This window comes from Labrenzia sp. 5N, assembly GCF_012395805.1.
Lineage (GTDB): Bacteria > Pseudomonadota > Alphaproteobacteria > Rhizobiales > Stappiaceae > Roseibium > Roseibium algicola.
Map to the genome: position 1 here is coordinate 801,010 of NZ_JAAZTM010000020.1, position 13,789 is coordinate 814,798.

General features: G+C 57.1%; 10 protein-coding genes. 7 read left to right on the forward strand and 3 right to left on the reverse strand.

Annotated features, from left to right (window positions below; genetic code table 11):
* Positions 1 to 37: 37 nt before the first annotated feature.
* Positions 38 to 1,189 carry a DMT family transporter gene (locus HEP89_RS24140; RefSeq protein WP_209014810.1) on the reverse strand — a complete coding sequence of 384 codons (1,152 nt, stop codon included), beginning with the start codon at positions 1,187 to 1,189 and terminating at the stop codon, positions 38 to 40.
* A gap of 94 nt (positions 1,190 to 1,283) precedes the next feature.
* On the opposite strand from HEP89_RS24140, the gene HEP89_RS24145 reads away from it, so the two are divergent.
* Both HEP89_RS24145 and HEP89_RS24150 read left to right on the forward strand, forming a co-directional pair.
* Positions 1,284 to 1,862: a MarR family winged helix-turn-helix transcriptional regulator gene (locus HEP89_RS24145; protein ID WP_023014493.1), complete on the forward strand. Its 579-nt coding sequence runs from the start codon at positions 1,284 to 1,286 to the stop codon at positions 1,860 to 1,862.
* Between the two features lie 150 nt (positions 1,863 to 2,012).
* Positions 2,013 to 2,777, forward strand: a complete 765-nt coding sequence (locus tag HEP89_RS24150) for an FKBP-type peptidyl-prolyl cis-trans isomerase (RefSeq protein ID WP_062488988.1) — start codon at positions 2,013 to 2,015, stop codon at positions 2,775 to 2,777.
* Positions 2,778 to 2,844: 67 nt separating this feature from the next.
* On the opposite strand, the gene sthA is transcribed toward HEP89_RS24150, so the two are convergent.
* Positions 2,845 to 4,245, reverse strand: coding sequence for a Si-specific NAD(P)(+) transhydrogenase (gene sthA / locus HEP89_RS24155; RefSeq protein ID WP_023004084.1), 1,401 nt, complete (start codon positions 4,243 to 4,245; stop codon positions 2,845 to 2,847).
* Positions 4,246 to 4,658: 413 nt separating this feature from the next.
* Here sthA and HEP89_RS24160 point away from each other — a divergent pair, with 413 nt between their 5' ends.
* The 5 genes from HEP89_RS24160 to HEP89_RS24180 all read left to right on the forward strand — a co-directional run bounded on the left by HEP89_RS24160 (position 4,659) and on the right by HEP89_RS24180 (position 10,391).
* Positions 4,659 to 5,510, forward strand: a complete 852-nt coding sequence (locus HEP89_RS24160) for a transporter substrate-binding domain-containing protein (RefSeq protein WP_168693231.1) — start codon at positions 4,659 to 4,661, stop codon at positions 5,508 to 5,510.
* Between the two features lie 234 nt (positions 5,511 to 5,744).
* Positions 5,745 to 7,931: an anthranilate synthase component I gene (locus HEP89_RS24165; RefSeq protein WP_168693232.1), complete on the forward strand. Its 2,187-nt coding sequence runs from the start codon at positions 5,745 to 5,747 to the stop codon at positions 7,929 to 7,931.
* Between the two features lie 306 nt (positions 7,932 to 8,237).
* Positions 8,238 to 8,576 (forward strand): hypothetical protein, encoded by a 339-nt coding sequence (locus HEP89_RS24170; RefSeq protein ID WP_023004080.1) that lies wholly within the window; start codon positions 8,238 to 8,240, stop codon positions 8,574 to 8,576.
* Between the two features lie 137 nt (positions 8,577 to 8,713).
* Positions 8,714 to 9,238, forward strand: coding sequence for a TerB family tellurite resistance protein (locus tag HEP89_RS24175; protein ID WP_168693233.1), 525 nt, complete (start codon positions 8,714 to 8,716; stop codon positions 9,236 to 9,238).
* Between the two features lie 214 nt (positions 9,239 to 9,452).
* The gene (locus HEP89_RS24180; protein ID WP_209014811.1) at positions 9,453 to 10,391 is read left to right on the forward strand and encodes a hypothetical protein; all 939 of its coding nucleotides are present in this window, start codon (positions 9,453 to 9,455) and stop codon (positions 10,389 to 10,391) included.
* Between the two features lie 9 nt (positions 10,392 to 10,400).
* Here HEP89_RS24180 and amt read toward each other — a convergent pair whose 3' ends face one another.
* Positions 10,401 to 13,595 (reverse strand): ammonium transporter, encoded by a 3,195-nt coding sequence (gene amt, locus HEP89_RS24185; protein WP_209014812.1) that lies wholly within the window; start codon positions 13,593 to 13,595, stop codon positions 10,401 to 10,403.
* Positions 13,596 to 13,789 lie beyond the last annotated feature (194 nt).

Consider the following 13,789-nt stretch of genomic DNA (forward strand, 5'->3'; position numbering starts at 1 on the left):
GCGAGTTGCGGGATCGGTTGTTAGAGGTATGGCAAGACTAGCCTGACTTTTTCGCTCCAGCGCCGCGCCCTTTGCTGACGAGCACAATCCCTGCCCCGACAGCTGCGACGGCCGCCAGTTTCGCCATGTTTGGCACTTCACCAAAGGCGAGATATCCAAGGCCAAGACCAATCACCGCGGCGACGGAGCCTATCTGGCTGAGATAGACAGGCCCGGCTGTATGCTGCAGGCGAAAATACAGCCCGTACTGAAAAGCGAATATCGTTATTTGGGCTGCCAGCAGGCCAGTGGCCTCCAGTGACCAGGTGCCGGGCACAACGGGGATACCGGCCATGGCAGTAAATAATCCGAGTGCCGCAAACCCGACCAGCATCATGCCGAGAGCAAGATTGACCGGTCGCGCGCCTGCTGGCCACTTCACCGTGCGAAAAATGTTTCCGGAAGCCAGGAATACAGGGATCGACAGAGCAAACATCGCCCACCAGGAGGCATCCACGGAAAGCTGACGTCCAGACGCTGCCAGCAAGATGCCACCAGCCAGACCGAACAGAACGCCGACCCCACGCAGAACCTGAAACTTCTCCAGGCGCAACAGAACAGCAAATCCATAAGTCAGAACCAGCGGAAAAGCGTAGCTCAGGGAGACAAACCCCGCCCCGACCTTTGGCGCAGCAACCACTGCGATCATGTTCGGGGCAATGAACAGGAGACCGCTGACCAGCAAGTAGAAGGCAAACTGGCCCCGGCTGACACCTGTGTCCCCTTTAGCGGCCATACTTCCTCCGGACGCAATCCTGCTAATAACGAACAAACCCCCAGCACCGCCAAGGATGGACCATTGCAACAAGGCCAAAGGATGCCACCCGGTCATGGGGGCGGCCTTGGCAATCACCGTGGATACGGCGAGAAAACCACCGACGATCAACAACAGCACCAACGGCTGATCCAAAGGACTTTCACGCCTTTCGCCGGAAAGAGATGCTTGTTGCTGCAGGGAAGCCGCACTTGCGGATGTTCCTAATCTGGTCGTGTCCACCATGGGACTGTCCTTCCTCACAATTTGGCGCTGGCTTGATGCTGCACCGTTGCCAGAACAGATAACGCATTTTATCTTGATTTCAAGATACTTAATTTCAAGATTCTTGACATCAGTTGACAGGACCACCCGGAACAGCGAGTATCGGAACAACAAAAACAGTCGATATGTCAGCTAGTTACGCAACCTCTTGTTCCCTTGTAAAAAAGTGCGTCATCTGACTGGAAATGATCTGGAGTTTCCGACCATGACCACCCGGTCAAGCGACACCAAGAAGCCATCGGATCACCTGTTCGGAGATCCGGAAGACCTGCTAATCGACCGTGCGGAGCGCGCGCGCAGGCAATGGCAAAGGGAAATACCCGAGATCGCGGAGCAGTTGTCGCCAATGGTTCTGCTTGGTCGATTGAACGAAGCGTCTCAGGTGATGGGTCGCGACTATCTTGCCCCTGCCTACGCGGACATCGGACTGAAGACGGGTGAATTCGATGTTCTGGCGACCCTCGTGCGGTCCGGACCACCCTACAAGCTGACACCGACTGAATTGTACCGGACCACGATGATGAGCTCGGGCGGCATGACGGCCCGGGTCGATAAGCTGGAGAAAGCAGGTCTGGTTGAACGCTGCCCGCATCCAGATGACAGGCGGGCGCTCACCGTTTGCCTGACCCCAAAGGGACTGGACCTGATAAAGGGGCAAATGCCCGACTACATTGCAAAACAGCAGCAGGCGGTGAGCGGGTTAAGCGAAAAAGAACAACAGCAATTGTCAGACCTTCTGGAAAAGCTCATTCGCTCCGTCAACGATCCTCTTGGCAAGACCTGACTGGCGCATACGCTAGCCAGGCGCCTCTGGTCTGGAAACCACAAGCCACCCCGGCCTTGTGACTTACCGTCACTGTGATGGAAACCCGGATTGTTTTCCTGTTCCAGATGACCAATTCTTGTCCGTAACAACACACCGGGACCACACATCATGCTCAAATGGGTTACGCGCATTCTCGCCATCATGCTTTTCGTCCTGCCGGCACAGGCACAGGAAGAGCTGCAGATCCGGGATATTGAAAAAGGTACCGGCGAAGAAGCAAACGTCGGTGAAACGGTGGTGGTGCACTACACCGGCTGGCTGATGGACGGAACGAAGTTCGACTCCAGCGTCGACCGAGGCACGCCATTTTCGTTCACGCTGGGAGAGCGGCGCGTTATTCCCGGTTGGGAAAAAGGCGTCGAGGGCATGCAGGTCGGCGGCAAGCGCGAGCTGATCATTCCGCCGGACATGGCTTATGGGTCGCAAGGCGCAGGTGGGATCATTCCGCCGGATGCAACATTGAAATTCGAAATCGAACTGCTTGAGGTCAAGGCGAAGAAATTCTCCGATATCGACAACGGCACCCTGAAGGCCAAGCTCGCCTCAGGCACCACGGTCATTGATATCCGGCGTCCTGACGAGTGGAAGCAAACCGGCGTCATTCCGGGCAGCCATCTGGTTACGTTCTTCAATGACAGTGGCCAGGTGAACCCTGCCTTCGGCAGCGAACTTCAGAAGTTGATTTCCGGCCCCTCGGACGAAGTGGTGTTAATCTGCCAGACGGGGCAACGAAGCCAGGCTCTGTCAGAATATCTCGCCGGACAGGCCGGCTTCACCAACGTGGTCAACGTCGAAAAGGGAATTGCACACTGGATCGAAGATGGCGGCGAAGTCACTCAGGCAGCCTTGCCGGAGAATTGCTGGCTCTGCTGAGTTCGGATCGTCCGCCTTATTCCAGTTGATCTGGAAGAGCTCGTCAGACAAGGCCGCCACCGCTGGTTCAGTGATCCAGTGGCGGCATACGGTTCCAGGCATCGAGCGCGGCGATCTTGTAGGCCTCGGCCAGCGTCGGGTAATTGAAGGTGTTTTCGACGAAATACTCCAGCGTACCACGCAGATTGAGAACGGCCTGACCGATGTGAACCAGTTCGGTCGCCCCCTCGCCCACAATATGACATCCCAGAAGCCGGCGGGTCTTGAGCGAGAAGATCATCTTCAGCATGCCGGTATCGAGGCCCATGATGTGGCCGCGTGACGTTTCGCGGAAACGGGCAACGCCGCACTCGTAGGGAATGCCGCGTTCCTTGATCTCCTCCTCGGTCATGCCGACGGTTGAAATTTCCGGAACCGCATAGATACCGTAGGGAAAATACTCTGGCGGATCGTAGGCCTTTTCTCCCAAAGCCTGACAGGCTGCAATGCGCCCCTGCTCCATGGATGTCGAGGCAAGGCTCGGAAAACCGATGACATCTCCAGCCGCATAGATATGCGGTACGTCGGTCTGAAAAGTCATCGGATCGACCTTCAGACGACCACGGTGGTCCACTTCCAGGCCGCAGCTTTGCAGGTTCAGGTTCGGGGTCGCGCCCATGCGCCCTGCCGCAAACAGGATGACGTTGGACCGGACACTACGGCCGCCTTCCAGCGTGATTTCACATTCTGCGGGACCGTGTTTTTCGATCTTCTGGACTTTTGCCCCGAAGCGCAGCGCAATTCCGCGGTCTCGGAGCTGATGCGTGAAATCGGCAACGAGCTCCTTGTCCAGGAAGTCGAGCATCGTTTCACGCGGCTCGATCAGCGTCACGTGTACATCGAGCGCGGAAAATATCGAGGCATATTCGACACCGATAACACCTGCGCCGATGACAGCGACCGACCGGGGCAATTCGCCAAGCTCGAGGATCTCGTCGCTATCGAGAACATACTCGCCATCAAAGGGAACATAGTCGGGGCGGAAGGGCTTGGTGCCGACGGCGATGATGAACTTGTCCGAGGTAATGAAATGAACTTCCCCGGCATCGCCCTCCACTTCGATCTTGTGCGGCTCGATGAACCTTGCCTCGCCCCGGATCGTATCGACCTTGTTTCGGGCAAACTGGTGCTCAAGAACCTCGACCTCGTGATTGAGGGTGATGTGCAACCGCGCACGAAGGTCCGCAGCCGTCAGGTCTTCCTTCACCCGGTAGGAGCGACCGTAGAAGCCTCGTTCGCGCCATCCGGTCAGGTTGAGCACGGTCTCACGCAAAGTCTTGGAAGGAATGGTCCCGGTGTGCACCGAAACGCCGCCGACCCGCCGTCCGCGTTCCACCACCAGAACATTGTATCCGAATTTTGCCGCCTGAATCGCCGCCCGGCGCCCGGCCGGTCCGCTGCCGATCACAACCAGATCGTAGTGTTCCATGTGCCCCTCACTGCCAGTTTTCTGTCAGCCACTTGGCCTCCGTTCGTGCGGAGGCACCTTGTTGAAAATCGCTGCACTGCAAAAACAGCATCTTGGCGGAAGGGTCAAGAAGGCAAGCGGAAAATGAAGGTTTTCCGTGAGCTTTGGTGGAGAAGCCGGTCGTGACCAGAACTTGTATCCAGGTTGCAAGACAAACACGGTCGGTCGTCTATATACTCGCCATCGATGAGATTCTCGGTCTCTGCCGAGCCATTCCCCTCACATTTCATGCGACCTTTCAGGAAGCTGAAGTTCGAGAGCGAAACGTAAATATGAAGGACCTTCACGACAACCAGGCGTGAACGGGTTTCCCAACACTGAAAGGGTCGACCACCGAAATGGGATCATCGCCTTCCCAGACGGCGTGCCGGGCAATGGCATTGCTTGAATGTATTACAGTCAGGCTGCCGCATGCGTTGGTTCTATTCAGTGCGATGCTGCTGTCGCCTATCGATAACGCGAAGGCGGAACAATCCGGCCAATGCCCGATGCATGAAGAGATCGTTCTTGCAGCGGAAGATGCCTTTTTTCCCTATTCAGGCCTTCATGACGGAGAGCTACGCGGATTTGCAGTGGATCTAGTAACCGCTGCCTTGAGCGCAAAACACTGCGACGTCACGCTCCACGTCATGCCGTACAACAGGTGCATACGTGAGGTCGCCCAGGGCAGACAGCTTGGCTGCTTCGACACCACCGGCTCGGATGAAAACAAGCGCAATTACATTTTTCACCAGACACCGCTGTTTTTCGGAAAGATCCTGGTTTACAGCCATCCGGACAACACGGCGAAATTTCATCCCGATTTCTTGAAAGACAAGACCTTCTCCGTGGTCAGAGGGTACACCTACACCGATGCCTTCGATGCCGATGAGACGATCTCGAAGGTTGAAGTGGATTCCGATCTGCAGACACTTGCGCTGGTAGCGAAGAGGCGAACCGACTACGCCGTCGCCTACGAAAAGGTTGCCGACTTTCACATCAACAACAGTCAGGATCTCATTTCCCCAGCCCCCAAGGCTGTCCACGAACTCGCAAGGTTCGGTCTTTTCGTGTCGTTTTCCAAATTGACGCCCGAGCGCTCTAGCGCGGTAGCAGCCCTTCTCGATGAGGGACTGCACGCCATACAGGAGAATGGGACTTATGATGATATCGATGCAGCCTGGGACGAATGGCTGAAGCACGGTCTGAAGGATGGGCGCCCCGCGCCGCACTGGAAAAGCCGGTAAAACGTCAGGTAGTCTTTTTTCATTGCCATCCAGAAGCGTATAATCTATCCCTCTTGCCATGAACATGAACCTGAAAGCAGCTTGGTGGTGGCGTCGCGCGAAATAGGCGGCCAGCGATCAATCATGCTCTGAAGGGATCGAGTATCAAACCAAAGGCCGCCGCGGGACACCGCTGGCGGCCTTGGTTCTTTATAAGGCCGTCACAAAGGCAGCCACCAGAACGGGACCAGAGACATGCCGGTGCTGGCAGACCAGACCTATGAAACCGATTGCGGGATCACCATCCTGCGCACATCGCGCCCTTCCGACTACGAAACCGGAACGTCGGAATGGATCGACCGGCTGGATGCCGAGATGGGGGCGGTCCTTTCCTCCTCCTATGAATATCCCGGACGGTATACTCGCTGGGACATGGCGCTGGTGAACCCGCCCCTGGTGATGGAAGCAACGGACAGAAACGTCGAGGTCCGTGCTCTGAACGACCGCGGCGGCCTGCTGCTGCCGGCAATTGCCGAAGTGCTGAAAAAACATGACGATGTGGACACGTTCAATGTCGACACCGGCAAGATCCAGCTAACGGTCAAGCGGCCCGACCGGTTGTTCAACGAGGAAGAACGCTCACGCCAGCCGTCTACCTTTTCGATAATCCGTGCCCTGAAGGACATGTTCGCCTGTGGCGATGACCAGCTCGGGCTTTACGGCGCCTTCGGCTATGACGTTGCCTTTCAGTTCGAACCCATCGAACAGAAGCTCGACCGACCGGACGACCAGCGCGACGTCGTCCTGTTTTTGCCGGATGAGATCCTGATCGTCGATCACCACGGCAAGCGCGCCTACGTGCTGGAATATGACTTTGTTGTCGGTGGTCGTACCACCAAGGGCATGGAGCGGACGGGAGCCAAGCAGCAGTATACGCCGGCGAACCGTGACCCTGGCCGCGGTGATCATGAATCCGGCGAATATGCAAAGCTCGTCGAGAAGGCCAAGGACTACTTCCGCAGGGGCGATCTGTTCGAGACCGTGCCTGGCCAGACCTTCTACGAGCCCTGTGCCAATCCACCGTCCGCCGTTTCGCGGCGCCTCGCCCAGATCAACCCTTCCCCCTATTCATTCTTCTTCAATCTCGGCAATCAGGAATATCTCGTCGGCGCTTCGCCGGAAATGTACGTGCGGGTCACCGGAGGTCGCCGGGTGGAAACCTGCCCGATTTCCGGAACGATCCGGCGCGGCAAGAACGCCATTGAAGACGAAGCCCAGATCCGCAAGCTGCTGAACTCTGCCAAGGACGAAGCGGAACTGACCATGTGCTCCGATGTCGACCGCAACGACAAGAGCCGCGTCTGCGTTCCCGGCTCCGTTCGGGTGATCGGGCGGCGGCAGATCGAGATGTACTCCCGCCTGATCCATACGGTGGACCACATAGAAGGCATCCTGCGCGAAGACATGGATGCGCTCGATGCTTTCCTCTCCCACACCTGGGCGGTAACCGTGACAGGCGCACCCAAACGCTGGGCCATGCAGTTTATCGAAGACCACGAAAAGTCCCCACGCGCCTGGTATGGCGGCGCAATTGGTGCCGTGCTCTTTAATGGAGACATGAACACCGGCCTGACGTTGCGCACCGTGCGCATCAAGGATGGCACAGCCCAGATCCGTGCCGGCGCGACCCTGCTGTACGACAGTGTTCCGGAAGACGAGGAAGCCGAAACCGAACTGAAGGCGGAAGCCATGCGGGCAGCCGTTCGCGAGGCCGGTCTTGCCGTCAACGCGCAGGAGAAGCGCGAGGACCGGAAACCCGGCAAAGGTATGAAGATCCTGCTGGTCGACCACGAAGACAGTTTCGTGCACACGCTTGCCAACTATTTCCGCCAGACCGGCGCAGATGTCGTTACCTACCGAACCCCGGTGGCAGACCACGTCTTTCACGACGTCAATCCGGATCTGGTGGTCCTGTCTCCCGGCCCAGGCAATCCCAAGGACTTCGACTGTGCCGCCACCATCGGCCGAGCTCGCGCGCGCGCCTTGCCTATTTTCGGTGTCTGCCTCGGGCTGCAGGCGCTCTCCGAATACTTCGGGGCGGAACTGGGCCAGCTTGACGTACCGATGCACGGCAAGCCTTCGCCGATTTCCGTTTCCGGAAACTCGCTGCTGTTTGAAGGCCTCAACGCCCCGGTGGTCGTCGGCCGCTACCACTCGCTTTACGCCAAACGGGAAACGGTGCCGGCAGATATCCGCGTGACTGCGGAAACCGACGACGGGATCGTGATGGCGATAGAACACGAGAAAGAAGCGATCGCGGCGGTGCAATTCCATCCGGAGTCGATCATGTCTCTGGATCAGGATGCCGGCCACAAGATTATAGAAAACGTGGTTACACGCCTTGTTGCGTCAAAAGACCAACAGGTGGCTGCAGCTTCCTGATTTGCGAGCAGCAGGGCAATGTCAGCCCTCTCCAAACGTTGAAATCCCGAACGGCGCCGTTGATGGCGCCGTTTCACTTTTTCCATTCAACGTCTTGTTTCTCAATACCGTTTACCCACGCGCGCGAAAAGTGCCGGTCCATTTCGTTCCTGAAACTTGATGTTCCTCATCTGAAAATTTCGTGACTGAAAAATCAGGAACGATACCGGGTGTCATTGCATTTTCTCCCCGACCGCCTCAACGGCACGGACCTCAAGTCAGGTTTCAGCGAGTTGCAGGTGTCTCACGAAGCAAAGGAGAAAACCAATGCTTACCCTTAAGAAGACAATCGTTCCGCTCATGAGCGCATTCATCGCCTCCACGGCAATGGTCAGCTTCGCACAGGCGGAAGATCCTTGCGGCAGCGACGGAAGCGGCGACAAGCCAATTGTTGCATGTCCTGAAGCAAACGCAGCAGCTGCGGCTGACGCACCGGTTGATGCCCCCAAGGCAATGGTGGGCGATCTTGACGGTGACGAACCGTTGACCGCCGAACAGCAGGTTGAAGGCCGTGTTGAAAACCACGCTTCAACCAAAATGGACCTGGACGGCAATCAGGCAACCAACCAGCCGCTCATGGACAAGACCGACGGCAACGATTCCTAATTGAGCCGTCGAAAAACAGTCGCGCCGAACCGGCGCGGCTTTTTTTCTTTCAACTCCCGGCACCCTCGTGATTTTTGTCACGATTTTTCCCGCAACCTGAGGTAAAGCTGACGCAGTTTTTTTGAAGGAGATTTTCCTTGCATATTCTGCTTGCAGCTCTTGGCATTTTAGCCGCTGGCGCTTTTTGGATCTATCGAGTTCGCAGGGTCGCCGACAACACCAGGGTGGTGCTTGATGCTGCTCAAGACATCAAGGCAGCCGCGCGGCGTTTCGGGTTCAGGACACGAGCAAACCAGCACCCGGCGGAAGGTGTCGATGACCCTCGTGTTTCGGCTGCTGCTCTCCTGGTCCTCGTCGCCGAAACCGATGGCGGCATTTCCAGAGCCGAACAGGATATGATCCTGGAACAGCTTCAGTCGGTGTTTGCAATGCCTGCCGGTGAAGTGGAGGAACTGTTCCAGTTTGCCAAATGGCTCGCCAATCAGAGCAGCAATCCGGACGACATGATCCGGCGCCTCATCAAACGTACGGTAAATCTTGGCGGTCGCGACACTCTGCCAGATTTGATCCGCATGGTCAGTGCGGTGGGAAAGGCCGACACCGGACCCCTTACAGACGACACCCAACAAGTGATCGAGCGTCTCAAACAACTGAATGCCTGAGATCTAATTTTACGTTACGTAACTTTAGTATCGAAAGATAAGTTCTGCATCTTCGTTTCGCATGTTTCAGCATGATTTGAAGACTGCTTTGCCAAAAGAAAGTTGATTAACAGATTACAACAGAGTTCTATAGATATACGCAGTCTGGTTTATTCAGCCTTCACTGTTGAAAAGTATAAATACCAAATCCTGTCAAAACAGGTTTCAGGGAGACATGATGGCCGTAAGCGTACCAGAGGCAAGGACACGCAGGGTTCGGTCGTGGGGTGACGCATGCCGCTGCCTCGTGGCGGCAGCCATTCTGATGTTTCCCTTTTATGGTCAACCTTCCGCTGCCGAAGACGGCGCGTCGTTGAAGAACCACATCCTCGGTCTTGGAACCTGCCCTCCCTGGAACCCGCAATCGGTCGAAATCTGCCGTTACAGTGTGGACAAGGTGATGTCCTCACTGGCCCCAAGGCTCGACGCCGGGCCAGACCGGCAACACTTGCTTGTCAACGAGGGCGCCAGTGCTGCCGCTCTCAAACTCAAGGCAACCGAACTTGCCAACAAGCTCGGACCTGAAGACCGGCTGGTGATCTATGCCAACTTGCCACTTGGTGTTGTCGAGGCAACCGGCACCGCTGACCAAACCAACTATGCGCTGGAGCTCTGGGCCAGTGCCAAGCCCGAGACAACGCTTCAGGCGATCAGCGACGGAACCTGGATGTCTGCTTCCGCGTTTGCGGCACTGATCCACGCCATTCCTGCTGGTGAAGTCATTTTGATACTCGACACCAACAATCCTCAAGCGTTCGACCTTGGCCTTCTTGAACATCATGCGGTCGATAACAAGAACAGGCCGGAAGCGTTGGTCATTTCCTCTGGTCCAGGCCAGTCAGCCAATTATTCCGCAGACCGCACGATTTCGCTGTTCGGAAAGCATCTCGCTGTCGCATTGCACGCTGGCGAAGGCACGCTGCAAGACATCGTGACGACGGCTGTCAACGGCACCCGGCAGGCGGCCATTCCCATCTGCGCGGAACTCAAGGAAAAGCGCGGCGAGACAACCGAACCGCAGCCCGACTGCACCCAGGTGCCGGAAATACACGATCCGGATGCCCTGCTGAACAGGACCGTGCTTCTGCCACTGTCGGAATCCAACGTGAACTGAAGCAGGCGTCTAGCTGGCCAGGTTCTTCTGGTTGGCCGCTTCAAACACCTGCAGCCCGCCGAACTTCAGCCGATCGAGCGCCTCACTCACTTCTTCCGGGATACTCCGGACAAGTTTGGACGTCGGTGCGGGCATTCCGATCAGATAACCCTGAGCTTCGTGGCATCCGCGCTGTGCCAACAGGCAGAGCTTTTCCGTGTCTTCCACGCCTTCGGCGACGACGCGCATCTTGAGAGCCTTGCCGAGCCTGACCACCGTTTCGATGATCGCCAATGAACCGTAATTGCGCTGTGCTTCGGAAACGAAGGACCGGTCGATCTTGATGCAATCGAAGGGAAAGCGGCTCAGGTAGCTGAGGGACGAATAACCGACGCCGAAATCGTCCAGCGCTATTTTCACCCCGATTTCCTTCAGGCGTGTCAGCACCGCCAATGCTCTGGCGTCGTCTTCAATCAGGGTGTTTTCTGTGATTTCCAGTTCGATCCGTCCTGCCGGAACACCTGACGTTTCGATGGCTCTGCGAACGTCATCGACAAAATCCCGATCACGGAACTGAACCGGGCTGACGTTGATGCTGATGCTGGCAGTCGTGATTGTCGAGGAGGCTATCCTCAAGGCTTCAGCCAACACATACTTGCCGATCAGAACGATCTGTCCGGAAGCCTCCGCGACGGGAATGAACTCGGCAGGACTGACAAGTCCTCGCTCGGGATGGTTCCAGCGGATGAGCGCTTCATAGCTGACGATACGCGCGGTTGCCAGGCACATGCGCGGCTGGAAAAACAACTCGAATTCGCCCGCCGAGAGTGCCGTATTCATGTCCTTTTCCAAGGCCCTGCGCTGACGGACTTCATCCCCCATGCCCGGCTGGAAGACACAATAGGTATGCCGTCCGCCGTTCTTGGCATTGTAAAGCGCGATGTCGGCATTGGAGATGACCTGGTCTTCGGCGTCGTATCCGGTCATCAGCGCAACACCGATGCTTGCACCCGGTTTCAGAATTAGCCCGTGACCACAGTCGATCGGCTCCGACAGGGACTTGACCAGACGCATGGCCATATCCTCTGCCTGATTGGCGAATTGGATGCCGTTCTGGATGATCGCAAACTCATCGCCGCCGAGGCGTGAAACGGTATCGCCGTGGCGGCACGAGTGGCGCAAACGCTCGGCGGTGACCCGGATAACGATGTCACCGACCGGGTGACCGTGCAGATCATTGATATCCTTGAAGCGGTCCAGATCGATGATCAGAAGGGCTGCCGACATACCGTGCTGCTTGCACTTGCCGATGGTCTGTTTGAGCTCGGCATTGAAGACGGCGCGATTGGGCAAGTCCGTCAACGGATCGTGCTGGGCAAGGTGCAGGATCTGTGCCTCAGCCTTCTTGCGCTCCCTCAGGTCAACCAGAGCGGAGACGCGGGTCGGAATGCCGCGATAGGAAATGACACGGGTGCGGATCTCGACGGGCACACGCTCGCCGGAGCGGTTGATCAGAGTGACTTCCCTCGGTTCCTTTTCCGCCTTGACCAGATGCTCCTCGAGCGTGCCGGCGAGTTCATTATCGACAAACTCGTACAGTCCGCGCATCTCGAGTTCGTCGATCGGATAGCCGATGAGATCCTCGAAGGTCTTGTTACCGTCCAGGATCCGTCCGTCGACCGAAATGACGATTGCATCGAATGTGGCGTTGGCAAGGGCCGACAGTCGTTCGGCCTCTTCGCGCGTGCGCTTGGCATCTGCGGCACGATTGTGAGCCTGTTCCTCATTCTGAACGGTATCCATGAGCGCATTGAACAGTCGCGTCAGGCGCTCTGAATCATCGCCCTTGGCAACTTCCAGCCTCATGGAAAGGTCCGCCTTGCCGGCAATCAGGCGATCAAGGGCATCTTCCACATGTCCGATACCGAGCCGCGTGCCGTGCTCCGCCTCGTTGAGGCCAAGATCCTCGCTTGCAAGGTCGAGCCGGATCGGCTGCATCTTGTTCAGGACGGACAGGACAAGCCAACCGGACCCGAAACTCCAGACAAAGCAGGCAAGCGCTCCGGTGAACTGGACCAGAAACTGCGGCAGATGAGCTCCCAGCGGCAACTGGTCTGCTGGTGCCAGAAGCGCCAGGCCCAGCGTACCGGCAACGCCTGAAAATCCGTGTACGCTGATTGCGCCGACGGGATCGTCAATCTTCAGGACACGTTCCAGAAGGACCGCACCGAGAATGGCAACGGCACCACCGGCAGCGCCGATCACCAGTGCACCGACCGGGGTCAGAAGATGGCAACCGGCCGTGACGGCAACCAGGCCACCCAATAGCCCCGAGATCGAGTTTTCCGGCAGAATGACCTTGTCTTTCTGCCGGCCAAGAAGATACCCCGCCCCGGTGCCAGCCGCGGCGGCGAGAACGGTGTTGGCAAGGATCATCGGCACATGCCAGGAGGCGGCAAGTGTGGAGCCGCCGTTGAAGCCAAGCCAGCCGACAAAAAGGATCAACGCACCAGACGTTGCAAGAACGGAACTGTGGCCCTGAATGCGATAGGCACGCCCGTCGGCTCCGAAGCGGCCGGATCTCGGCCCCAGGGTCACACAGGCAGCCAGCGCGATCCATGCGCCCGTGCCATGGACCACCGTTGACCCCGCGAAATCGACAAAGCCGATGTTGGCAAGCATTGCCGTGGCATCTGAAAACAGCGCCTGTCCCCAGGCCCAATGCGCAAACACAGGGTAGATCAGCCCGGCGGTCAGCACGGAACACCAGATGTACGCCGAAAGGCGCATGCGTTCAGCCACCGCACCGGAAATGATCGTTGCCGCCGTACCGCAGAACATGACCTGGAAGGCGAAGATGGTCAGGCCCCAGGGATCAAGGTCGGACAGACCGAACAACCGCGTATCAAATCCCGCAAACCAGCTTCCGCCGGCGCCGAATGCCAGCGAAAAGCCAAAGACCGCAAAGATCAGAACGGAGACAGCGAGATCGAGAAGGTTCTTCTGGGCAACGTTGATCGAGTTCTTGGAACGGACGAGGCCAGCTTCCAGCAACATGAAGCCAACTTGCATCAACAAAACCAGCCCGGCTGCAAACAGCACCCAGACCATGTCCAGGCTCTTCTGGAAAGTCGCCAGCTCCATTGTCTGCGCGGCCATTGCCGGCCCCGCCACCAGAATACCGGCACCGCAGAGAACGGATCTAGTGTATGCCGCCCGGCTCATGATGTATTTGCCCCGTCGTTCGAAAACACAGGCATGATTTCGCCGAGAGGTTAATTCTGTCTTGCTAATTTTGTCAGGTCTTTTACTGCAAAACGGGTGCCCATTTCTTCAGCAATCTCGCCTAAGTTCAAATGAACAAAAATCTAAATTTAACTAACTGAAATAATTGATCAAATTCGCCTCAACCACGCCAG

Coding starts and splice junctions, on each gene's coding strand:
- HEP89_RS24145 (WP_023014493.1), top strand. CDS start 1,284: ATGACCACCCGGTCAAGCGACACCAAGAAGCCATCGGATCACCTGTTC.
- HEP89_RS24150 (WP_062488988.1), top strand. CDS start 2,013: ATGCTCAAATGGGTTACGCGCATTCTCGCCATCATGCTTTTCGTCCTG.
- sthA (WP_023004084.1), bottom strand. CDS start 4,245: ATGGAACACTACGATCTGGTTGTGATCGGCAGCGGACCGGCCGGGCGC.
- HEP89_RS24160 (WP_168693231.1), top strand. CDS start 4,659: ATGGCATTGCTTGAATGTATTACAGTCAGGCTGCCGCATGCGTTGGTT.
- HEP89_RS24165 (WP_168693232.1), top strand. CDS start 5,745: ATGCCGGTGCTGGCAGACCAGACCTATGAAACCGATTGCGGGATCACC.
- HEP89_RS24170 (WP_023004080.1), top strand. CDS start 8,238: ATGCTTACCCTTAAGAAGACAATCGTTCCGCTCATGAGCGCATTCATC.
- HEP89_RS24180 (WP_209014811.1), top strand. CDS start 9,453: ATGATGGCCGTAAGCGTACCAGAGGCAAGGACACGCAGGGTTCGGTCG.
- amt (WP_209014812.1), bottom strand. CDS start 13,595: ATGAGCCGGGCGGCATACACTAGATCCGTTCTCTGCGGTGCCGGTATT.